Below are 20,356 nucleotides of genomic sequence, written 5' to 3' on the forward strand. Positions count from 1 at the left end.
ACGTCAGGCGCCGGTCGCCCGCACTCGCGGGTGGCCGGCGCCTTGTCGTCTGTCCGGGTCGTGTGATCAGCAGGAGGAGCGATGTTCGAGGCCGTCGAGGGCATGCGCGAGGAGCACGCCGAGCTCGAGCGACGCTTGGCCCTCCCCGAGACCCACGCCGACCAGCGCCTGGCCAAGCAGCTCAACCAGCGCTACGCCGAGCTGACCGCGGTTGTCACCACGTGGCAGGAGTGGGTCCAGCTCGGTGACGACATCGAGGCCGCGCGTGAGCTCGCCGCCGACGACCCGGCGTTCGCCCAGGAAGCCGACGACCTCTCCGCCCGCCGCGACGCGTCCGAGGAGCGGCTGCGCCGGTTGCTCGTGCCCCGCGACCCCGCCGACGGCAAGGACGCCCTGCTGGAGATCAAGTCGGGGGAGGGCGGCGAGGAGTCCGCGCTCTTCGCCGGCGACCTGCTCCGGATGTACTCCCGCTACGCCGAGCAGCGCGGCTGGAGCGTCGAGGTCCTCGACGCCACCGAGTCCGACCTCGGCGGCTACAAGTCGGTCACCGCGGCGGTCAAGGCGCGCGGCACCGTCGAGCCCGGCCAGGCGCCGTACGCGCTGCTGAAGTTCGAGGGCGGCGTGCACCGGGTGCAGCGGGTCCCGGTCACCGAGTCGCAGGGGCGCGTGCACACCTCCGCTGCCGGCGTCCTCGTGATGCCGGAGGCCGAGCAGGTCGACGTCACCATCGACGAGAACGACCTGCGCATCGACGTCTTCCGCTCGAGCGGGCCCGGCGGCCAGAGCGTCAACACGACCGACTCCGCCGTCCGGATCACGCACCTGCCCACCGGCATCGTGGTGAGCTGCCAGAACGAGAAGAGCCAGCTGCAGAACAAGGAGCAGGCGATGCGCATCCTGCGCGCCCGCCTCCTCCAGGCCGCCCAGGACGCCGCGGACGCCGAGGCGAGCGAGGCCCGCAGGTCGCAGGTGCGCACGGTCGACCGCTCCGAGCGGATCCGCACCTACAACTTCCCGGAGAACCGGATCTCCGACCACCGCACCGGTTACAAGTCCTACAACCTCGACCAGGTCCTCGACGGCGACCTCCAGCCGGTGCTCGACTCGTGCGTCGAGGCCGACATGGCGGCCCGCCTCGCCGCCCTGGAGGGCTGACGTGCGGGCCAGCCTCGCCCGGCGCGAGGGTGCCGCCCGGCTCCGCGACGCCGGGGTCGCCTCGCCCGAGCGCGACGCCGACCTGCTGCTCGCACACCTGCTCGGCGTGCCGCTCGGCCGCCTGCCGCTGGTCGACGACCTGGCTCCCGAGACGCACAAGCAGTACGCCGACCTGCTGGCGCGACGAGCCTCCCGTGAGCCGCTGCAGCACCTGACCGGCACCGCGGCGTTCCGCCACGTCGAGCTGGCCGTCGGCCCCGGGGTCTTCGTGCCCCGCCCGGAGACCGAACTCCTCGCCGGCTGGGCGATCGAGCAGGCCGGCGCGCTCGACCGTGCGGCGGTCGTGGTCGACCTCTGCACCGGCTCCGGCGCGATCGCCCGGGCGGTCGCCGACGAGGTGCCCGACGCCGAGGTGCACGCGGTGGAGCTCGACGAGGGCGCGCTGGCCTGGGCCGAGCGCAACCTCAGCGGCACCGGCGTCGACCTGCGCCACGGCGACCTCGCCACCGCCTTCGACGACCTCCGGGGCACGGTCGACGTGGTGGTCTGCAACCCGCCCTACATCCCGCTCGAGGCGTGGGAGTCGGTGGCCGCCGAGGCACGCGACCACGACCCGCACCTCGCCCTGTTCTCCGGGCAGGACGGCCTCGACGCGATCCGGGTGCTGGAGCAGCGCGCCGCGCTGCTGCTGCGACCCGGGGGAGTGGTCGGCGCCGAGCACGCGGATGTCCAGGGGGAGTCCGCCCCGGGCGTCTTCGCGGCCTCCGGGCGGTGGCTCGACGTGGCCGACCACCGCGACCTCGCGGGTCGACCCCGCTATCTCACCGCGCGACTGGCACGATGAGCGCCGTGGACAGGCTTGCGACCTCGACCGAGGAGGAGCGGGAGGCGGCGGTGACCGCCGCGGCTGCCGCCGTACGACGCGGAGAGCTGGTGGTCATCCCGACGGACACCGTCTACGGCATCGCCGCCGACGCCTTCTCGCACGACGCCGTGAAGGGCCTGCTCGAGGCCAAGGGCCGCGGCCGCGACATGCCGCCGCCGGTGCTGGTCTCCGCCGCGACGACGCTCGATGCCCTCGCCGAGGGGGTGCCGACCTGGGCGCGCACGCTGGTCGAGCAGTTCTGGCCCGGTCCGCTCACCCTCGTCTGCCGGCAGCAGGCCTCGCTGATGTGGGACCTCGGCGAGACCCGGGGCACCGTCGCGGTCCGGATGCCCGACGACGAGGTCGCGCTCGCGGTCCTCGAGCGCACCGGCCCGCTGGCCGTCAGCTCGGCCAACCTGACCGGCCGTCCGGCCGCCACCGACGCCGACCAGGCCGAGGAGATGCTCGGTGACGCCGTGGCGGTCATCGTCGACGGCGGCGCCTCGCCCGGCGGCGAGGCCTCCACGATCATCGACGTGACCGTGCCCGAGGGGCGCGTGCTGCGGCTCGGCGCCCTCTCCCTCGACGTGCTCAACGCCGCGATCGACGAGCACGGGGTCGTGCTGACGGACGAGGGCTAGGCCGCGTGCGGGAGTACCTCCTCGTCTTCCTGGTCGCCCTGTCGGTGACCTACCTGCTCACCGTCATCGCCCGCGAGATCGCGCTGCGCACCGGGGCCGTCGCGGCCGTCCGCGACCGCGACGTGCACGCCGAGCCGATCCCCTACCTCGGCGGCCTGGCGATGCTGGGCGGGCTGTGCGCGGCGTACGTCGTGGCGCGCGAGCTGCCGTTCCTCGGCGGCCGCAGCGAGGTCTTCGTCTTCAAGGACGCCGGCGTCGTCCTGCTCGCCGGCGCACTGGTCTGCGCCGTCGGCGTCGTGGACGACATCTACGAGCTCGACGCGCTCACCAAGCTCGGCGGACAGGTGCTCGCCGCGGGCCTGCTCTTCTCGATGGGGGTCCGCTTCTACTACTTCCCGGGGGCCGACGGCACGCAGTTCGCGCTCGACGACGCCCAGAGCGCGCTGCTCACGATGGTCGTGGTCATCGGCACCATGAACGCGGTCAACTTCGTCGACGGCCTCGACGGCCTCGCCGCCGGCGTGGTCGGCATCGGTGCCGCGGCCTTCTTCCTCTACTGCTACTCCGCCTCGGCCCAGAGCAACCTCACCCTGGCCACCACCGGCGCCCTGCTCAGCGCCGCGCTGGCCGGCGCCTGCGCTGGCTTCCTCCCGCACAACTTCCACCCGGCCCGCCTCTTCATGGGCGACTCGGGGTCGATGCTGATCGGCCTGGTGCTGTCGGCCAGCGCGGTGACGCTGACCGGCCAGTTCTTCGGCTTGCCGAAGACCGACGGCAACAGCCTGTTCGTCAACCTGCTGCCGGTGCTGCTGCCCATCTCGCTGCTGATGGTGCCGATCGTCGACCTCGTGCTGGCCGTCGTACGTCGCACCCGTGCGGGACGGTCCCCGATGAGCGCGGACAAGCAGCACCTCCACCACCGCCTGCTCGAGATCGGCCACTCCCAGCGGCGTGCGGTCCTCATCATGTGGATGTGGGCGTTCACGCTCGCCACGGGCGCCGTCGTCGTCAGCCTGGAGGACGCGGTCTGGGTGTGGTTCGGCCTCGGCACGATGCTCGCGCTGACCGTGCTGCTGACGTTCGTGCTGCCGAAGGTGCACCGGCCGCGCAAGACCGGGCTGGGTGACACCGGCCTGCCGGAGAACGCCGTGCCCGAGGGTCGCGCCGAGGCTCCGGATGAGGCATCGTCGGGGGAGCAGCACCCGCGCGAGGAGCACCTGCCGGGACCCTGACTGGAGGGGGTCCGGGACTTTGTGATAGTTTTCACGAGCAGTCAAGAACGCCCCCAACGGACAGGCCGCCGCCATGACGACCGAGTCGAAGCACGACACCCGCAACGGGTTGTCACCGCTCCTCGGTGCGTTGGGTGCAGGTGCCGTCGCGGTCCTCGTCCTCGTGGTCCTCGCCGCTCTCGTCGACGGCCGCGGTGCCGTGGTGGGCGCGGCGGGCGGGGGAGTGCTGACCCTCGCGGTGTTCGCACTCGGGGTCGCCGTGGTGACCGTGGTCGCGCGGCTGATGCCGTCCGCGTCGCTGCTCGTCGCGCTCATGACGTACGCCCTCCAGCTCCTGGTGCTGGCGCTCTGCATCGCCGCCATCGAGCGCGCCGGCGTGAGCGAGGCAGAGCTCTCGCGGGGCTGGTTCGCGGCCGCCGTGATCGCGGTGACGCTGCTCTGGGTGACCGGCCAGCTGGTGACGGCTACGCGTCAGCGGATCCCGGTCTACGAGCTGCCCTCGCAGGCCTCTCCCAGCGACGAGTTGGTCGACCACCCCGGGGGTGAGCGATGACCGAATCCGCTGCTAGTGTGCGGACCGCGATGGCTCGACAGCTTCCCCCGACGGCCGGACCCGACGACACCCCCAAGGGCGACCCCTGGCACGCCTTCGGCTACATCGTCTCGGGTGTGGGCGTCTACGGTCTCGCTGGCTGGGCACTCGACCGGTGGCTCGGTACGGACTTCCTCGTGGCGATCGGCATCCTCATCGGTGCCGGCTTCGGGATCTACATGACATATGCACGGTTCAACAAGGCAAGCCAGTAGGAGACTGACTCGATGATCGGCATCACGATGGCTGAGTCCGGCGGCGAGTTCGTCGCCCCGGGCCCCAACAGCTTCGACTTCTCCGAGGTCGCGCTGTTCCACATCGGTGACACCGCGATCACCAAGCCCATGGTCCAGCTGGTCCTCGGCGCGGTCGTGGTCTTCGTCTTCTTCTACGCCGCGTTCCGCCGCGCCACCCTGGTGCCGGGTCGCCTGCAGTTCGCCGGCGAGAGCGCCTACGGCATGGTCCGCAACTCGATCGGCCGCGACATCATCGGCAGCCACGACTTCCTCAAGTTCGTCCCCTACCTGGTGACGATCTTCTTCTTCATCCTGGTCAACAACGCGTTCGCGTCGATCCCGGGCATCCAGTTCCCGACGTTCTCGCGAGCCTCGATGGCCTACGCGCTGGCCGCGCTGAGCTGGGTCATCTACAACGCGGTCGGCATCAAGAAGCACGGCTTCCTGGGCTACCTCAAGCTCCAGAGCGTCCCGAGCGGCGTGAGCCCGGTGATGTACCCGCTGCTGGTGCCGCTCGAGTTCTTCTCCAACATCCTGGTCCGCCCGGTCACGCTGGCCCTCCGTCTCTTCGCCAACATGTTCGCCGGCCACCTGCTGCTCATCCTGTTCTCCACCGGCGGCCTGTTCCTGCTGGAGTACGGCGGCATCGGCTACGTCGCCGGCCCGCTCGCCTGGGTGCTCGCGATCGCGATCTCGTTCCTCGAGCTCCTGGTCCAGTTCCTGCAGGCCTACGTCTTCACCCTGCTCAACGCGATGTACATCTCCGGCGCCCTCGCCGACGAGCACTGAGCCCAGCACCACCAGCGTCCCCCCCAGATTTCCACCCTGATTCACACCGAAGCTCCACCCCGGGCTCAACCCAGAGCTCACGCTTCACCAACCGAAAGGAAAAAGCCGTGGAAGGCTCCCTCAACATGGTCGGTTACGGTCTCGCTGCGATCGGCCCCGGTGTCGGTATCGGCCTGATCTTCGCCGCCTACATCTCCGGCGTCGCCCGTCAGCCCGAGGCCCAGAGCCGCCTCCAGTCGATCGCCATCCTGGGCTTCGCCCTCGCCGAGGCGCTCGCCATCATCGGTATCGCGCTCGCGTTCGTCCTCTGACACGACCCGCCTGCACGACTGACGAAGGACTGCCATGCAGAATCTGATCTTCCTCGCGGAAGGAACCGAGCCCACCGAGGGCGGCCACGCCCCGGAGAACCCGCTCGGCTTCGTGCCCGTCGAGGCTGCCCTGTCGCTGGTCGTCTTCGGCCTGCTGCTGTTCCTCATCTGGAAGTTCGTGGCTCCGCGCTTCGAGCAGACCTTCGCCGAGCGCACGCAGGCGATCGAGGGCGGCCTGGCCGCGGCCGAGACCAAGCAGGCCGAGGCCGACGCGAAGCTCGCCGAGCTGGAGAAGCAGCTCGCCGACGCGCGGCACGAGGCGGCGCGCATCCGTGAGGAGGCGCGTGAGCAGGGTGCCCAGATCGTGGCCGAGATGCGGGAGCAGGCCCAGGCCGAGTCCAACCGCATCGTCGAGCACGGCAAGACCCAGATCGAGGCCGAGCGCCAGCAGGCGGTCACCTCGCTCCGTGCCGAGGTCGGCTCCCTCGCGACCGGTCTCGCCGGTCGCATCGTGGGGGAGAGCCTCGAGGACGAGGCCCGCCAGAGCCGCGTGGTCGAGCGCTTCCTCGCGGACCTGGAGGCCCAGGGCGGCACCACGTCGGGGAGCGTCAACTGATGATGCGAGGTGCGTCCGCAGACGCCTACGCCGCGGCAGCCGGTGTGCTGCCCGGCACCGGCGACCTGCGCAAGGTGGGCCAGGACCTGTTCGGGGCGGCGGACCTGTTCCGCGCCGAGCCGGGCCTGCGCCGCGTCGCCACCGACGTGTCCGTCCCCGGCGAGGCGAAGGCCGGGCTGGTCCGCGACGTGCTGACCGGCAAGGTGTCGGGGGAGGCGCTCGAGGTGGTGACCACCGCTGTGGCCCAGCGCTGGACCGCTGCGCGTGACCTCGCCGACGCCCTCGAGCAGCTCGGCGTGGTCGCCGTGGTCCGGTCCTCGGCCGACCAGGCCGACCGCCTCGAGGACGAGCTCTTCGCGGTGGGCCAGCTGGTCCAGAGCAGCCCCGAGCTGCGCGAGGCGCTCTCCGACCCGGCCCGCAGCCGGGCGGACAAGTCCACCCTGGTGAGCGGGCTGCTGGCGGAGAAGGTGCTGCCGTCGACGGTCTCGCTGGTGCAGCAGGCGCTCTCGGGCAGCCACCGCACCGTCGGCGTGGCGCTGAACGAGTACCAGAAGGTGGCCGCGGAGGTCCGCGAGCAGCGGGTCGCCACGGTGCGCGTCGCCCGGCCGCTGGCCGAGACCGACCGCGAGCGGCTGCAGGCGGTGCTCTCGCGCACCTACGGCCGCACCGTGCACCTCAACGTCGTCATCGACCCCGAGGTCATCGGCGGCATCCGGGTCGACATCGGTGACGACGTCATCGACGGGACGGTCGCGAGCCGCCTCGACGAGGCCGGGCGCAAGCTCGCCGGCTGACCCACCAGATCCACAGACCCCACAAGTTCTTTCGAGCAGACCCAGAGAAACAGGTGAGTGAAATGACGGAGCTGTCCATCCGTCCGGACGAGATCCGGGACGCGCTGCAGCGCTTCGTGTCGGACTACAAGCCCGAGTCGGCGACCACGGAAGAGGTCGGCACCGTCGCGGAGGCCGCTGACGGCATCGCCCGCGTGAGCGGACTGCCCTCGGTCATGGCCAACGAGCTGCTCGAGTTCGAGGACGGCACGCTGGGCATCGCCCTGAACCTCGACACCCGCGAGGTCGGCGTCGTGGTCCTGGGTGACTTCGACAAGATCGAGGAGGGCCAGGCGGTCCGCCGCACCGGCGAGATCCTGTCGGTCCCCGTGGGCGAGGGCTACCTCGGTCGCGTCGTCGACCCGCTCGGCCAGCCGATCGACGGCCTCGGCGACATCGAGACCTCCGGTCGTCGTGCGCTCGAGCTCCAGGCGCCGACCGTGGTGCAGCGCAAGTCGGTCCACGAGCCGCTCGCCACCGGCATCAAGGCCATCGACGCGATGACCCCGATCGGCCGCGGCCAGCGCCAGCTGATCATCGGTGACCGTGCGACCGGCAAGACCACCATCGCCATCGACACGATCATCAACCAGAAGCAGAACTGGGAGTCCGGCGACCCGGACAAGCAGGTCCGCTGCATCTACGTCGCCATCGGCCAGAAGGGCTCGACCATCGCCTCCGTGCGTGGCGCCCTCGAGGAGGCCGGCGCGCTGGAGTACACGACCATCGTGGCCTCCCCGGCGTCCGACTCGGCCGGCTTCAAGTACCTCGCCCCCTACACCGGCTCGGCCATCGGCCAGCACTGGATGTACGAGGGCAAGCACGTCCTGATCGTCTTCGACGACCTGACCAAGCAGGCCGAGGCCTACCGCGCCGTGTCGCTGCTGCTGCGCCGCCCGCCGGGCCGTGAGGCCTACCCGGGTGACGTGTTCTACCTGCACAGCCGGCTGCTCGAGCGCTGCGCGAAGCTCTCCGACGACATGGGCAGGGGCTCGATGACCGGCCTGCCGATCATCGAGACCAAGGCCAACGACGTCTCGGCGTTCATCCCGACCAACGTCATCTCGATCACCGACGGCCAGATCTTCCTGCAGTCCGACCTGTTCGCGGCCAACCAGCGCCCCGCCATCGACGTGGGTGTCTCGGTCTCGCGCGTGGGTGGCTCGGCGATGACCAAGGCGATGAAGGCCGTCACCGGCTCGCTCAAGGTCGACCTGGCGCAGTTCCGCGCGATGGAGGCGTTCGCCATGTTCGCCTCCGACCTCGACGCGGCCTCGCGCCAGCAGCTCGACCGCGGCCAGCGCCTGATGGCGCTGCTCAAGCAGCCGCAGTACTCGCCGTACCCGCTCGAGGAGATGACCGCGTCATTGTGGCTCGGCACCACCGGCCGCCTCGACAAGGTCCCCACCGACGACGTGCTGCGCTTCGAGGCCGAGTTCCTCGACTACCTCCGCCGCAGCCACGAGGGCATCCTCGCCGGCGTGCGGGAGACGCAGAAGCTCGACGACGACGCCGAGGCCGAGCTCGCGAAGGCCTACGACTCCTTCCTCGACCAGTTCGAGACTTCCGACGGCCAGAGCATCAAGGCCGGCAAGGAAGAGCACGTCGCCCTCGAGGACGAGGACGTCGAGCAGGAGCAGATCGTCAAGCAGAAGCGGGGCTGACGCCATGGCTCTCTCCGTACGCGAGTACCGCGCGCGGATCAAGTCGACGGAGTCGATGAAGAAGATCACGCGTGCGATGGAGCTCATCGCCGCGTCGCGGATCATCAAGGCGCAGCAGCGGGCGCAGGCGGCAGCGCCGTACGCCCGTGAGCTGACCCGCGCGGTCTCGGCCGTGGCGACGTTCTCCAACGTCGACCACGCGCTGACGACCGAGCCGGAGGACCCCAAGCGGGCCGCCGTCCTCGTGGTCACCTCCGACCGCGGCCTGGCCGGCGCCTACTCCTCGAGCGTGCTCAAGGAGGCCGAGCGCCTCGTCGAGAAGCTCAAGGAGGAGGGCAAGTCCGTCGACCTCTACACCAGCGGTCGCAAGGGCGAGGCCTACTTCAAGTTCCGCCAGCGCGCCATCGTCCAGGCCTGGACCGGGTTCTCCGACCAGCCGACCTACGACGTGGCCGCCGAGATCGGGTCCACGCTGATCGCGGCCTTCCTCGGTGACTCCGACTCCGACGAGCACGCCGTCGACGAGGTCCACGTGGTCTACACGCGGTTCCGCTCGATGCTCAGCCAGGAGCCCACCGCCGTGCGACTCCTCCCGCTGGAGGTCGTCGAGGGCACGGAGGCTCCGGACAAGGACGACGTCCTGCCGCTCTACGAGTTCGAGCCGTCCCCCGCGGAGGTGCTCGACTCCCTGCTCCCGCGCTACGTCCAGAGCCGGATCTTCTTCGCCCTGCTGCAGGCGGCCGCCTCCGAGCTGGCCGCCCGTCAGAAGGCGATGAAGTCCGCCACGGACAACGCCGACGAGCTCATCAAGAAGTACACCCGAATCGCCAACCAGGCCCGCCAGGCCGGCATTACCCAGGAAATCAGCGAGATCGTCGGTGGCGTCAACGCCCTTGCCGACGCCAACGCCGGGAGTGAGTGAGAGAAATGACTGCCACTGTTGAAGAGACCCAGACCTCCGGCGCGGCCGGCTCGGTCGGTCGCATCACGCGCGTCATCGGCCCGGTCGTGGACATCGAGTTCCCGACCGACGCGATGCCGGCGATCTACAACGCCCTCAAGGTCGACCTGACCCTTTCCGGCGAGACCACGACCATCACGCTCGAGGTCGCCCAGCACATCGGCGACGGCATGGTCCGTGCGATCTCGATGAAGCCCACCGACGGCCTGGTCCGCGGCGCGCAGGTGACCGACACCGGTGAGTCGATCACCGTGCCGGTCGGCGACGCCACGCTGGGCAAGGTGTTCAACACGACCGGCGACGTGCTCAACCTCGAGGAGGGCGAGACCTTCGAGGTCAACGAGCGCTGGGGCATCCACCGCAAGGCGCCCGCGTTTGACCAGCTGGAGTCCAAGACCCAGATGTTCGAGACCGGCATCAAGGTCATCGACCTGCTCACCCCCTACGTCCAGGGCGGCAAGATCGGCCTGTTCGGTGGTGCCGGCGTCGGCAAGACCGTGCTGATCCAGGAGATGATCGCCCGCGTCGCCAAGGACCACGGTGGCGTGTCGGTGTTCGCGGGCGTCGGTGAGCGCACCCGTGAGGGCAACGACCTCATCGTCGAGATGGAGGAGGCCGGCGTCCTCGGTCAGACCGCCCTCGTCTTCGGCCAGATGGACGAGCCGCCGGGCACCCGCCTGCGCGTCGCCCTGTCGGCGCTGACCATGGCGGAGTACTTCCGCGACGTGCAGAAGCAGGACGTGCTGCTCTTCATCGACAACATCTTCCGCTTCACCCAGGCCGGCTCCGAGGTCTCCACGCTGCTCGGCCGCATGCCGTCCGCCGTGGGCTACCAGCCCAACCTCGCCGACGAGATGGGCCAGCTCCAGGAGCGCATCACCTCGACGCGCGGTCACTCGATCACCTCGATGCAGGCGATCTACGTGCCGGCCGACGACTACACCGACCCGGCTCCGGCCACGACCTTCGCGCACCTCGACGCGACCACCGAGCTCTCGCGAGAGATCGCCTCGCTCGGCATCTACCCGGCCGTGGACCCGCTCACGTCGACCTCGCGGATCCTCGACCCGCAGTACATCGGCGACGAGCACTACCGCTGCGCGATCCGCATCAAGCAGATCCTCCAGCGCAACAAGGAGCTCCAGGACATCATCGCGATCCTCGGTGTCGACGAGCTGTCCGAGGAGGACAAGATCATCGTCTCCCGGGCCCGTCGTATCCAGCGCTTCCTGTCGCAGAACACCTACGTCGCCAAGCAGTTCACCGGCATCGAGGGTTCGACCGTCCCGGTGGCCGACACCATCGAGGCGTTCAACAAGATCGCTGACGGCGAGTACGACCACGTGGCCGAGCAGGCCTTCTTCATGTGCGGCGGTCTGGACGACGTCGAGCAGAAGTGGGCCGAGATCCAGAAGAGCCTCTGATGGCCGAGTCGACCGACAAGGTCCTCCAGGTCGAGCTGGTCGCCGCCGACCGGCTCGTCTGGTCGGGCCAGGCCACCATGGTCATCGCCCGCACGACCGAGGGCGACGTCGGCATCCTGCCCAACCACGCGCCGCTGCTGTCCTCGATCATCGAGGGCGTGGTGGACGTGCAGACGGTCGACGGCGAGACCTGGGTCGCGGCGGTCGACGCCGGCTTCCTGTCGGTGGCCGACAACCGGGTCTCGATCCTCTCCGAGCGGGCCGAGATGTCCCACGAGATCGACCTGGAGCAGGCGCGCGCCGAGCTCGAGCGGTGCAAGCAGGCCGGCGAGAACGACGACGAGGCGCAGGAGAAGGTACGCCGCGCCGAGGCACGCGTGCGTGCCGCGGAACGGGCCTCCTGAGAGGTCTTCCCACGCGACCGCTAGGGTGAGCGCACGAACCACACGGTTCGTGCGCTCACCTTGTTTCTGTCGGCGTGTGGAGGGTGTGGATGCCGGTCTGGGAGTGGATGCTCGACATCGTCGGGCTCGCCCTTCTGCTGGCCCTGCTCTACGGCATCTCGCTCATCGTCCGGCGCCGCCTGCTGGCCCGCAACGGCGGCACGTTCGAGCTGAGCTACCGGGTCCGCACCGAGCACCCCGGTCGCGGCTGGCTGCTCGGGATCGGCCGCTACTCCGGGCAGTCCCTCGAGTGGTTCCGGATCTTCTCGCTGTCCCCGCGCCCCAAGCGCGTCTGGGCCCGTGACCACCTCGAGTACTCCGGCCGGCGGGCGCCCGCGGGGCCCGAGGAGATGTCGCTCTACGACGGCCACGTGGTGGCCTCCTGCCACTACGCCGGCGAGCCGCTCGAGATCGCGATGAGTGAGGCCTCGCTGACCGGCTTCCAGGCCTGGCTCGAGTCGGGCCCGCCCGGCACCGACTGGAACCGGCGCTAGCCCGTCCTGGCCGGTCCAGTCGACTCCCCGACGCGCAGCGCGACCGGGAGCAGCACGTCGGCGACGTCCTCGCCGTCGACGCGGGCGAGCGCCGCCTCGGCCGTGGCGCGGCCCTTCTCGGCGATCGGCTGGACCACCGTCGTGAGCTCCAGGTCGAGCCACGGCGTCGGCACGCCGTCGAAGCCCGCGACGCTGAGGTCCTCGGGGACCCGCGTCCCGCGGCGGCGCGCCTCGGTGACGACCGCCGCGGCCTGCACGTCGCTCTGGCAGACGACCGCGGTGACGTCGGGGGCTGAGTCGAGGTAGGCCGCAACGATCGACTGGGCCGCCTCGTGGTCGCTGGGGCACGCACCGATGGTGTGGGCGTCGGGGAAGACCGCCCGGATACCGGCCTCGCGCTCGCGCTGCGGGTGCGAGGCCTCGAGGGTGAGCAGCGCGGCGCGCCGGTGCCCGAGCTGGTGGAGGTGCTCGGCCAGGGCGGTCGAGCCGGCGCGGTGGTCGACGTCGATGAACGTCGTGCCGGGCCACGCCGGACCCTCGACGACGACCAGAGGCACGTCGCGCGCCACGAGGTCGTCGTACGCCGCCCAGGTCTCGCGGCCGCAGTTGTCGTAGATGACCGCGTCGAGGGGCAGCCGGCTCTGCTCGTCGCCGTCGGCCATCAGCAGCAGGCCCACCCCGGCCGACTCGAGGACCTCGGAGACGGCGTCGAGCATCGGCAGCGCCGCCGGGTCGCGGAACGCCGTGCTGAGGCGACCGACCGCGATGCCGACGACGCCGCTGCGGCCCTGCCGCAGGTTGCGGGCGAGCGGGTTGGGTCCTGCGTAGCCCAGCGTCGCGGCGGCGGCGAGCACCCGCTCGCGGGTGGCGGCGGAGACCGGCTTGTTGCCCGAGAAGGCGAGCGACGCCGTCGACAGCGACACCCCGGCGGCGGTGGCCACGTCGGCCAGGGTGGGGGCGCGGGTTGGACCGGACACGGGGGAGAGGCTAGCATCGAATCGTTTCGATCGAAACGTTTCGTTGCGCCGCGCGACGATGCCCGCCCGAGCCCGTCCGAGGAGCGCCCGTGCCCACCCTGACCGCCGCCCGCAACGCCGTCGGGCTGTCGTTCTTCCTCAACGGTCTGGTGTTCGCCAGCTGGGTGTCGCGGATCCCGGAGGTCAGGTCGAGCTTCGACCTCTCCAACGGCCGGCTCGGCCTGGTCCTCCTCGCCATCGCGCTCGGCTCGGTGCTCGCGCTCCCCACCAGCGGTGCCCTGATCAACCGGTGGGGCACCGTCCGGATCGTCCGGTTCGGCTCGGCCGCGGCCACGATCGGCATGCTCACCGCGGCCCTGGGGCTCGGCCAGCTGCTGCCCGTGACCGTCGTCGGCCTCTTCGTCTACGGCCTCGGCATCGGGGTCTGGGACGTGGCGATGAACGTCGAGGGAGCCGAGGTCGAGCGCAGCCTGCGGCGCACGATCATGCCGCGCTTCCACGCCGGCTTCAGCGGCGGCACGGTCGTGGGCGCCCTGCTCGGAGCGCTGCTGATCGAGCTGTCCGTCCCCTCGTCCGTGCACCTGGTCGGCATCGTGCTGGTCGCGGTGCTGCTGGTGTGGCGCACGTCCCCGTCGTTCCTGCCGGTGGCCGAGTCGCACGCGGAGCACACCACGTCGGCCGCTCGTGCCTGGCTCGAGCCGCGGACCCTGCTCATCGGCGTCATGGTGCTCGCCTTGGCGATGACCGAGGGCACCGCCAACGACTGGCTCGCGGTCGCCCTCGTCGACGGCCACGACGTCTCGCACGCCGTGGGGGTCGCCGGCTTCGCGGTCTTCGTCCTCGCGATGACCGCCGGTCGTTTCGTCGGCACCGGTCTGATCGACCGCTTCGGCCGCGTCCTCGTGCTGTGGGGCACGATGGTCCTCGCCGGTGCCGGCGTGCTGCTGATCGTCTTTGCCGACCAGCCCGTCCTCGTCGTGCTCGGCATCGTGCTCTGGGGCATCGGCGCCTCGCTCGGCTTCCCGGTCGGCATGAGCGCCGCGGCCGACGACCCGGTCCGCGCGGCGTCGCGGGTGAGCGTCGTGTCGACCATCGGCTACGCCGCGTTCCTGGCGGGCCCGCCCTTCCTCGGCTTCGTCGGCGACCAGGTCGGCACGCTCAAGGCGCTGCTGGTCGTCGCCGTGCTGCTGATGCCCGCGGCCCTCGTGGTGCCCTCGGCCCGAGAGCAGCGCAGCACGACTCCCGCTGCTCGCCAGGAGACGGCCTAGGAGCGCATCAGCGCCCCGGGGGTGTCGAGGCTCTCGCCCGTCCCGAGCAGGGTCTCCGGGCCGGGCAGGATCATCAGCCAGCCAGTGTCAGCGGCGGAGCCGCTTGTCGGCGTACATCGCGGCGTCCGCGATCGCCTCGGTCTCGCCCATCGTGCCGACCTGGTCGAGCGTCGCCGAGCCGATCCCGGCGGACAACCCCGCTGCGTCGAGCTCGGCGCGCAGCCGCTCGACCACGTGCGCGACCTCGGCGGCCGTCGTCTGGGGGCACAGCACGCCGAACTCGTCGCCGCCGAGCCGCGCGACCACGTCGGTGCGCCGGCAACCGGCCCGGATCACCCCGGCGGCCCGCTGGAGCATCGCGTCGCCGGCGGCGTGGCCGTCGCGGTCGTTGACCTGCTTGAGGCCGTCGAGGTCGAGCACGACGATGCTGGCGTGGTCGCCCAGCCGGTGGTGGCGTCCCTCCTCGACCTCGCACGCCCGGCGCCAGGCCCGTCGGTTGCGCAGACCGGTCAGCGGGTCGGTCTCCGCCTCCCGCAGGGTCGCCTCGAGCTGACGGGACAGCCAGACCGCCTGGTCGTCGAGCATGCGGACCACCGACAGCATCTGGCCGAGCAGCTCCAGCTGCGGGGCGATCTCGACGAACGCGTCACCGCGCACCGAGGAGTCGATGCCGCAGACCGTGCCGAAGAGCGTGTTGTCGCTGTTGAACAGCGGGATGCCGACATAGCTGGCGACCGAGAGCGCGCGCGCCGCCTCGATGCCGGCGTACTGCCGCACCCGGGACACGTCGGGTGCCACCCGGGGGCCGCCCTCCTCCCACATGGAGTGGCACAGCGAGTCCTCCCACTTGGGGCCGTCGCCGACCGCCAGGTCGAGCTCGTTGGGCGTGACCTCGAGGTAGACCTGCCTGCCGTCGATCACGCGCGAGACGGTCCAGAAGTCCATCGGCACCTGCTTCTGCAGGTAGTCCAGGACCAGCCGGGTCGCCTCGTCGAACGTGGACACCCCGGTCAGCCGGGGCATCCCGGCGTGGGCGTGGGTGGGCTGCGCGGTCACGCGTCTCCTCGAGATCGATCAGGGCCGGTCCGGTCCATTGTGGGACACGGGGGACGGGTCCCGCGGGGGAATCGGGCGGTGGGACGGGTTCAGCGCTCGCCGCCCGGGACCCACAGCACGTCGCCGTTCTCGCGGTTCGCGTGCCGGGCCAGGATGAAGAGCAGGTCGGAGAGGCGGTTGAGGTAGGTGATCGCCAGCGGGTTCATGGTCGCCTCGTGCTCGCCCCAGGCCGCCCACGCCGCCCGCTCGGCACGACGTACGACGGTGCGCGCGACGTGGAGGTGCGCCGCGGCCACGGTGCCGCCGTTGAGGATGAACGACCGCAGCGCGGGCAGCGACTCGTTGTAGTGGTCGCACCAGGCCTCGAGGCGGTCGACGTAGTCCTGCTCGACGCGCAGCGGCGGGTACTTCGGGTCCGGCACCACGGGCGTGGAGAGGTCGGCGCCCACGTCGAAGAGGTCGTTCTGGATCGTGGTCAGCACCGACACCACGTCGTCCTCGAGGCTCCCGTCGGTGGCCGCGTGCGCCAGGGCGACGCCGATCTGGGCGTTGCCCTCGTCGACGCAGGCGTAGGCCTCGAGCCGCGGGTCGGTCTTCGCCGTCTCGCTCATGTCGCCGAGCCGGGTCCGGCCGGCGTCGCCGGTGCGGGTGTAGATGCGCGTCAGGTTGACCATAGGGCGGGAGCCTACTTGCGGGGACTCGCCGAAAAGGTGAGGCATCGGTGCAACCTGATCGGGTACACATGCGTCCTAGGAAGTGACAGCGGTCACGGGCCTGGCGTCGGGGGACGTCAGTGAGGAGCACCAGATGGACATCGTCTCGGACGGGAACATCCTGGTCCTGCACGGCGCGTTCGACGTGCGGAGCACGTCGGAGGTCCGCAACGCCATCTACGAGCACCTCGAGGGCGGCGAGGACGACGTCGTCATCGACATGACCGGGGTCTCGACGATCGACCTGACCGCGCTCCGCCTGCTGGCCGTGGCCACGCGCCACGCGTGGCTGACCGGCCACCACCTCACCGTGCGCAACCCAGGCCCGGCCGTGCGGCGGATGGCCCACCTCGCCCGGCTCGCCCACGCGATCGAGGTCGAGCGGGTCGCCGCCACCGCCTGAGCCTGAGGGATCCGTCACACGTCCAGCCCGGTGACTCCCGGGTAACCGCCGTCCTACCCTGTCGCCATGACGGACAAGGACCGCCCCTGGGTGATGCGCACCTACGCCGGCCACTCCACGGCCGAGGCGTCCAACGCGCTCTACCGCACGAACCTGGCCAAGGGCCAGACCGGCCTCAGCGTGGCCTTCGACCTCCCCACCCAGACCGGCTACGACCCCGACAGCCCGCTGAGCCGTGGCGAGGTCGGCAAGGTCGGCGTGCCCGTCCCGCACCTCGGCGAGATGCGCAAGCTGTTCGCCGACATCCCGCTCACCGCCATGAACACCTCGATGACGATCAACGCGACGGCCATGTGGCTGCTCGCGATGTACCAGGTCGTGGCGGAGGAGCAGAACCCCGACCTCTCGCCCGACGAGGTGGCCCACCAGCTCGCCGGCACCACGCAGAACGACATCATCAAGGAGTACCTCTCCCGGGGGACCTACGTCTTCGGGCCCGAGGCGTCGCTGCGCCTGATCGCCGACATGATCGCCTACACGGTCCACGAGATCCCGAAGTGGAACCCGATCAACATCTGCAGCTACCACCTGCAGGAGGCCGGTGCCACGCCCGTGCAGGAGGTGGCGTACGCCCTGTGCACCGCGATCGCGGTCCTCGACCAGGTCAAGGCCTCCGGGCAGGTGTCCGAGGAGGACTTCGAGAAGGTCGTCGGCCGGATCTCGTTCTTCGTCAACGCAGGTGTCCGGTTCATCGAGGAGACCTGCAAGATGCGGGCCTTCGTGCAGCTGTGGGACGAGATCACCCAGGAGCGCTACGGCGTCACCGACCCCAAGATGCGGCGCTTCCGCTACGGCGTGCAGGTCAACTCCCTCGGGCTGACCGAGGCGCAGCCGGAGAACAACGTGCAGCGGATCGTGCTGGAGATGCTCGGCGTGACGCTGTCCAAGGACGCCCGCGCCCGAGCCGTGCAGCTGCCCGCCTGGAACGAGGCCCTCGGCCTGCCGCGACCGTGGGACCAGCAGTGGTCGCTGCGCTTCCAGCAGGTCCTCGCCTTCGAGTCCGACCTGCTGGAGTACGACGACATCTTCGCCGGCAGCCACGTGATCGAGGCGAAGGTCGCCGAGCTGGTCGAGGGTGCGAAGGCCGAGATCGACCGCGTCCAGGCGATGGGCGGAGCGATCGCCGCGGTCGAGTCCGGCTACATGAAGCAGAACCTCGTCTCCGCCCACGCCGCCCGCCGCGCGCGCATCGAGTCGGGCGAGGAGGTGATCGTCGGGGTCAACAAGTTCGAGACCACCGAGCCCTCGCCGCTGACCGCCGACCTCGACGCGGCCATCCAGACCGCCGACCCTGAGGCCGAGCGGGCCGCGCTCGCGAGCGTGGAGGCGTGGAAGGCCCAGCGCGACGAGGCCGAGGTGACCGAGACCCTGGCCGCCCTCGCGGCGGCCGCCAAGACCGACGCGAACCTGATGCGGCCGACCCTCGCAGCCGCCCGCGCGGGCGCGACCACGGGGGAGTGGGCCGGCACGCTGCGCGAGGTGTTCGGCGAGTTCCGCGCCCCGACCGGCGTCTCCGGCGCCGTCGGCGTGGCCGAGGCCGGCGCCGAGCTGAGCGCCGTGCGCGAGCGGGTGCGCGCGACCGGCGAGGAGCTGGGCGGCCGCTTGCGCGTGCTCGTCGGCAAGCCGGGGCTCGACGGCCACTCCAACGGCGCCGAGCAGGTGGCCGTCCGGGCCCGCGATGCGGGCTTCGAGGTCATCTACCAGGGCATCCGCCTCACGCCCGAGCAGATCGTCGCCGCGGCCGTGGCCGAGGACGTGCACCTCGTCGGCCTCTCGATCCTGTCGGGCTCGCACATGGAGCTGGTGCCCGACGTGCTCGACGGCCTCGAGGCAGCCGGGCTCGGCGACCTCCCGGTCATCGTCGGCGGCATCATCCCGAGCTCGGACGCCAAGGCGCTGGTCGAGCGCGGTGTGGCCGCGGTCTACACGCCGAAGGACTTCGGGCTCACCGAGATCATGGGCGGCTTCGTCGACGTGATCCGCAAGGCCAACGGCCTGGACTGACCGGCTGGCAGACTCTCGGTCATGCCCACCTCCGAGCAGCGCGTGATCGTGGTCGGCGCCGGCGTGGTCGGGCTGACGTGTGCGATCAGGCTGCTCGAGGCCGGGCACCGCGTCGACGTGGTGGCCCGCGACCTGCCGCTGGAGACGACGTCCGCGATCGCGGCGGCGCTCTGGTACCCCTACCGCGCGTTGCCCCAGGACCGCGTGACGGCCTGGTCGAAGGCGGCGTACGGGGCCTTCGAGGAGCTGGCCGCCGACGAGCGGAGCGGCGTCCGGATGCTCACCGGCACGGAGGTCCTCCGCGACCACCAGCCCGACCCGTGGTGGCGCGGGGCGGTGCCCTCGCTGGACCGGGAGACCTCGCTGCCGCCGGGGTACGCCGACGGCTGGACGTTCGTCGCACCGGTGATCGACATGCCGGTCCACCTCCGCTGGCTGGTGGCGCGGGTCGAGGCGCTGGGCGGCACGCTGACCCGGATGAACCTCTCCTCGCTCCCTGACGACGGCACGCTCGTCGTCAACGCGACGGGCCTCGGCGGGCGGCACTTCGGCGCCGACCCGTCGGTGCACCCGGTCCGCGGACAGGTCGTCGTCCTGGAGCAGGTCGGCCTCGACCGCTGGACGCTCGACGGCAGCGGACTGACGTACGTGGTGCCGCGCGCGGCCGAGATCGTCGTCGGCGGGACCGACGTGGAGGGTGAGTGGAGCCGCACGCCGGACCCGGCCGTCGCCGAGGAGGTGCTGCACCGCGCGACGGCGCTGGTCCCGGAGCTGGAGGGCGCCCGGGTGCTGCGGCACAAGGTCGGGCTGCGACCGGCGCGCCCGGAGGTGAGGATCGAGCGGGTCGGCGAGGTGATCCACTGCTACGGCCACGGCGGCGCCGGGGTCACCCTCTCGTGGGGCTGCGCCGACGACGTGGTGGGGTTGGCCGGTGACTGACCTCCAGTGCGCCGCCCGGGTCTTCGTGGCCCGGCACGGCGAGGCCCTCTACGAGAGCGAGCTGCTCAGCGACGCCGGCGGCTGGCTCAGCCCGCTGGGGCGCGAGCAGGCCCGACGGCTGGGCACCGAGATGGCCCCCGAGCGCATCTCGCACGTGTGGACCAGCGACATGGCGCGTGCCGTCCAGACCGGGGAGATCGTCGCCGCACAGCTCGGCGTCGACGTCGTCGTACGCAAGGGCCTGCGCGAGTTCGGTGTCGGTGACGCTGCCGGGACGACCGGGATCCCCGACCCGTTCGCCGCGACCTTCGCCGCCTGGCTCGAAGGCGACCTCGACGCCCGGATCCCGGGCGGGGAGAGCGGCGACGAGGTCCTGGAGCGCTACCGGACCGTGCTCGAGGAGATCGCCGACACCCACCGTGGCGAGGCCGTGCTCGTGGTCAGCCACGGTGGCGTCATGTGCATGGCGCTCTCCGCACTGGCCCGCAACCTCTCGATGAGCCACAGTCGCGACCTGCCGATGCCCAACGGCGGCGTGGTGGCCCTCGAGGCCGACGCCGACGGCTGGGTGGCACGCTCCTGGGCCGGGGCGACGCTCGACTGACGGCTGGGCGAGACCCGGGTGGGGACACCCTGGGTCGACACTAGGCAAGACACTAGGTAAGGCTTCCCTAACCCTC

At 71.1% G+C, this 20,356-nt stretch carries 23 protein-coding genes; 20 read left to right on the forward strand and 3 right to left on the reverse strand.

Annotated features, from left to right (window positions below):
- Nucleotides 1-81 precede the first annotated feature (81 nt).
- From prfA to ACE3QY_RS09610, 15 genes are all read left to right on the forward strand, one after another.
- On the forward strand, nucleotides 82-1,155 hold the full coding sequence (gene prfA, locus ACE3QY_RS09540; RefSeq protein ID WP_374455772.1) for a peptide chain release factor 1: 1,074 nt from the start codon (nucleotides 82-84) through the stop codon (nucleotides 1,153-1,155).
- 1 nt (nucleotide 1,156) lies between these two features.
- Entirely contained in the window at nucleotides 1,157-1,999 is an 843-nt protein-coding gene (gene prmC, locus ACE3QY_RS09545) for a peptide chain release factor N(5)-glutamine methyltransferase (RefSeq protein WP_374455773.1), read from the forward strand.
- Nucleotides 1,996-2,661 carry an L-threonylcarbamoyladenylate synthase gene (locus ACE3QY_RS09550; protein ID WP_374455774.1) on the forward strand — a complete coding sequence of 222 codons (666 nt, stop codon included), beginning with the start codon at nucleotides 1,996-1,998 and terminating at the stop codon, nucleotides 2,659-2,661. Before prmC ends, ACE3QY_RS09550 begins: the two co-directional genes overlap by 4 nt.
- Nucleotides 2,662-2,666: 5 nt before the next feature.
- Nucleotides 2,667-3,893 carry an MraY family glycosyltransferase gene (locus ACE3QY_RS09555; RefSeq protein ID WP_374455775.1) on the forward strand — a complete coding sequence of 409 codons (1,227 nt, stop codon included), beginning with the start codon at nucleotides 2,667-2,669 and terminating at the stop codon, nucleotides 3,891-3,893.
- 73 nt (nucleotides 3,894-3,966) lie between these two features.
- Nucleotides 3,967-4,446 (forward strand): hypothetical protein, encoded by a 480-nt coding sequence (locus tag ACE3QY_RS09560; RefSeq protein ID WP_374455776.1) that lies wholly within the window; start codon nucleotides 3,967-3,969, stop codon nucleotides 4,444-4,446.
- A gap of 29 nt (nucleotides 4,447-4,475) precedes the next feature.
- Nucleotides 4,476-4,700: a hypothetical protein gene (locus tag ACE3QY_RS09565; protein ID WP_374455777.1), complete on the forward strand. Its 225-nt coding sequence runs from the start codon at nucleotides 4,476-4,478 to the stop codon at nucleotides 4,698-4,700.
- Nucleotides 4,701-4,712: 12 nt separating this feature from the next.
- On the forward strand, nucleotides 4,713-5,510 hold the full coding sequence (gene atpB, locus ACE3QY_RS09570; RefSeq protein WP_374455778.1) for a F0F1 ATP synthase subunit A: 798 nt from the start codon (nucleotides 4,713-4,715) through the stop codon (nucleotides 5,508-5,510).
- A gap of 125 nt (nucleotides 5,511-5,635) precedes the next feature.
- The gene (atpE, locus tag ACE3QY_RS09575) at nucleotides 5,636-5,821 is read left to right on the forward strand and encodes an ATP synthase F0 subunit C (RefSeq protein ID WP_236404967.1); all 186 of its coding nucleotides are present in this window, start codon (nucleotides 5,636-5,638) and stop codon (nucleotides 5,819-5,821) included.
- Between the two features lie 34 nt (nucleotides 5,822-5,855).
- Nucleotides 5,856-6,437: a F0F1 ATP synthase subunit B gene (locus ACE3QY_RS09580; RefSeq protein ID WP_374455779.1), complete on the forward strand. Its 582-nt coding sequence runs from the start codon at nucleotides 5,856-5,858 to the stop codon at nucleotides 6,435-6,437.
- Nucleotides 6,437-7,231 carry a F0F1 ATP synthase subunit delta gene (locus tag ACE3QY_RS09585; protein ID WP_374455780.1) on the forward strand — a complete coding sequence of 265 codons (795 nt, stop codon included), beginning with the start codon at nucleotides 6,437-6,439 and terminating at the stop codon, nucleotides 7,229-7,231. Before ACE3QY_RS09580 ends, ACE3QY_RS09585 begins: the two co-directional genes overlap by 1 nt.
- 62 nt (nucleotides 7,232-7,293) lie before the next feature.
- Entirely contained in the window at nucleotides 7,294-8,934 is a 1,641-nt protein-coding gene (atpA, locus tag ACE3QY_RS09590; RefSeq protein ID WP_374455781.1) for a F0F1 ATP synthase subunit alpha, read from the forward strand.
- A gap of 4 nt (nucleotides 8,935-8,938) precedes the next feature.
- On the forward strand, nucleotides 8,939-9,856 hold the full coding sequence (locus tag ACE3QY_RS09595) for a F0F1 ATP synthase subunit gamma (protein WP_374455782.1): 918 nt from the start codon (nucleotides 8,939-8,941) through the stop codon (nucleotides 9,854-9,856).
- A gap of 5 nt (nucleotides 9,857-9,861) precedes the next feature.
- The gene (atpD, locus tag ACE3QY_RS09600; RefSeq protein WP_374455783.1) at nucleotides 9,862-11,319 is read left to right on the forward strand and encodes a F0F1 ATP synthase subunit beta; all 1,458 of its coding nucleotides are present in this window, start codon (nucleotides 9,862-9,864) and stop codon (nucleotides 11,317-11,319) included.
- A complete protein-coding gene (locus tag ACE3QY_RS09605; protein ID WP_374455784.1) occupies nucleotides 11,319-11,723 on the forward strand; it encodes a F0F1 ATP synthase subunit epsilon in 405 nt (134 codons plus the stop codon). The genes atpD and ACE3QY_RS09605 overlap by 1 nt, the downstream gene beginning before the upstream one ends.
- 89 nt (nucleotides 11,724-11,812) lie before the next feature.
- Nucleotides 11,813-12,256 carry a DUF2550 domain-containing protein gene (locus tag ACE3QY_RS09610; protein ID WP_374455785.1) on the forward strand — a complete coding sequence of 148 codons (444 nt, stop codon included), beginning with the start codon at nucleotides 11,813-11,815 and terminating at the stop codon, nucleotides 12,254-12,256.
- Here ACE3QY_RS09610 and ACE3QY_RS09615 read toward each other — a convergent pair.
- Nucleotides 12,253-13,233, reverse strand: coding sequence for a LacI family DNA-binding transcriptional regulator (locus tag ACE3QY_RS09615; RefSeq protein ID WP_374455786.1), 981 nt, complete (start codon nucleotides 13,231-13,233; stop codon nucleotides 12,253-12,255). The genes ACE3QY_RS09610 and ACE3QY_RS09615 overlap by 4 nt on opposite strands.
- A gap of 89 nt (nucleotides 13,234-13,322) precedes the next feature.
- On the opposite strand from ACE3QY_RS09615, the gene ACE3QY_RS09620 reads away from it, so the two are divergent.
- Nucleotides 13,323-14,501, forward strand: coding sequence for an MFS transporter (locus ACE3QY_RS09620; RefSeq protein ID WP_374455787.1), 1,179 nt, complete (start codon nucleotides 13,323-13,325; stop codon nucleotides 14,499-14,501).
- A gap of 87 nt (nucleotides 14,502-14,588) precedes the next feature.
- Here the strand turns inward: ACE3QY_RS09620 and ACE3QY_RS09625 are convergent, their stop codons facing one another.
- Entirely contained in the window at nucleotides 14,589-15,557 is a 969-nt protein-coding gene (locus tag ACE3QY_RS09625) for a diguanylate cyclase (RefSeq protein ID WP_374455788.1), read from the reverse strand.
- A gap of 89 nt (nucleotides 15,558-15,646) precedes the next feature.
- On the reverse strand, nucleotides 15,647-16,231 hold the full coding sequence (locus ACE3QY_RS09630; RefSeq protein WP_374455789.1) for a cob(I)yrinic acid a,c-diamide adenosyltransferase: 585 nt from the start codon (nucleotides 16,229-16,231) through the stop codon (nucleotides 15,647-15,649).
- Nucleotides 16,232-16,364: 133 nt separating this feature from the next.
- On the opposite strand from ACE3QY_RS09630, the gene ACE3QY_RS09635 reads away from it, so the two are divergent.
- The 4 genes from ACE3QY_RS09635 (at nucleotide 16,365) to ACE3QY_RS09650 (ending at nucleotide 20,280) form a co-directional block, all read left to right on the forward strand.
- On the forward strand, nucleotides 16,365-16,673 hold the full coding sequence (locus tag ACE3QY_RS09635) for an STAS domain-containing protein (protein WP_374455790.1): 309 nt from the start codon (nucleotides 16,365-16,367) through the stop codon (nucleotides 16,671-16,673).
- A 66-nt stretch (nucleotides 16,674-16,739) separates the two neighbouring features.
- The gene (locus ACE3QY_RS09640) at nucleotides 16,740-18,737 is read left to right on the forward strand and encodes a protein meaA (RefSeq protein ID WP_374455791.1); all 1,998 of its coding nucleotides are present in this window, start codon (nucleotides 16,740-16,742) and stop codon (nucleotides 18,735-18,737) included.
- A gap of 21 nt (nucleotides 18,738-18,758) precedes the next feature.
- Nucleotides 18,759-19,676: an FAD-dependent oxidoreductase gene (locus ACE3QY_RS09645; RefSeq protein WP_374455792.1), complete on the forward strand. Its 918-nt coding sequence runs from the start codon at nucleotides 18,759-18,761 to the stop codon at nucleotides 19,674-19,676.
- Nucleotides 19,669-20,280: a histidine phosphatase family protein gene (locus ACE3QY_RS09650; protein ID WP_374455793.1), complete on the forward strand. Its 612-nt coding sequence runs from the start codon at nucleotides 19,669-19,671 to the stop codon at nucleotides 20,278-20,280. The genes ACE3QY_RS09645 and ACE3QY_RS09650 overlap by 8 nt, the downstream gene beginning before the upstream one ends.
- The last annotated feature ends 76 nt before the right edge of the window (nucleotides 20,281-20,356 follow it).

Origin of the sequence: Nocardioides sp. (assembly GCF_041913365.1) — a bacterium.
Lineage (GTDB): Bacteria > Actinomycetota > Actinomycetes > Propionibacteriales > Nocardioidaceae > Nocardioides.

Coding starts and splice junctions, on each gene's coding strand:
- ACE3QY_RS09550 (WP_374455774.1), top strand. CDS start 1,996: ATGAGCGCCGTGGACAGGCTTGCGACCTCGACCGAGGAGGAGCGGGAG.
- ACE3QY_RS09595 (WP_374455782.1), top strand. CDS start 8,939: ATGGCTCTCTCCGTACGCGAGTACCGCGCGCGGATCAAGTCGACGGAG.
- ACE3QY_RS09635 (WP_374455790.1), top strand. CDS start 16,365: ATGGACATCGTCTCGGACGGGAACATCCTGGTCCTGCACGGCGCGTTC.
- ACE3QY_RS09565 (WP_374455777.1), top strand. CDS start 4,476: ATGGCTCGACAGCTTCCCCCGACGGCCGGACCCGACGACACCCCCAAG.
- ACE3QY_RS09640 (WP_374455791.1), top strand. CDS start 16,740: ATGACGGACAAGGACCGCCCCTGGGTGATGCGCACCTACGCCGGCCAC.
- ACE3QY_RS09610 (WP_374455785.1), top strand. CDS start 11,813: ATGCCGGTCTGGGAGTGGATGCTCGACATCGTCGGGCTCGCCCTTCTG.
- ACE3QY_RS09630 (WP_374455789.1), bottom strand. CDS start 16,231: ATGGTCAACCTGACGCGCATCTACACCCGCACCGGCGACGCCGGCCGG.
- atpE (WP_236404967.1), top strand. CDS start 5,636: ATGGTCGGTTACGGTCTCGCTGCGATCGGCCCCGGTGTCGGTATCGGC.
- atpA (WP_374455781.1), top strand. CDS start 7,294: ATGACGGAGCTGTCCATCCGTCCGGACGAGATCCGGGACGCGCTGCAG.
- ACE3QY_RS09560 (WP_374455776.1), top strand. CDS start 3,967: ATGACGACCGAGTCGAAGCACGACACCCGCAACGGGTTGTCACCGCTC.
- ACE3QY_RS09580 (WP_374455779.1), top strand. CDS start 5,856: ATGCAGAATCTGATCTTCCTCGCGGAAGGAACCGAGCCCACCGAGGGC.
- prfA (WP_374455772.1), top strand. CDS start 82: ATGTTCGAGGCCGTCGAGGGCATGCGCGAGGAGCACGCCGAGCTCGAG.
- ACE3QY_RS09585 (WP_374455780.1), top strand. CDS start 6,437: ATGATGCGAGGTGCGTCCGCAGACGCCTACGCCGCGGCAGCCGGTGTG.
- atpB (WP_374455778.1), top strand. CDS start 4,713: ATGATCGGCATCACGATGGCTGAGTCCGGCGGCGAGTTCGTCGCCCCG.
- ACE3QY_RS09645 (WP_374455792.1), top strand. CDS start 18,759: ATGCCCACCTCCGAGCAGCGCGTGATCGTGGTCGGCGCCGGCGTGGTC.
- atpD (WP_374455783.1), top strand. CDS start 9,862: ATGACTGCCACTGTTGAAGAGACCCAGACCTCCGGCGCGGCCGGCTCG.
- ACE3QY_RS09605 (WP_374455784.1), top strand. CDS start 11,319: ATGGCCGAGTCGACCGACAAGGTCCTCCAGGTCGAGCTGGTCGCCGCC.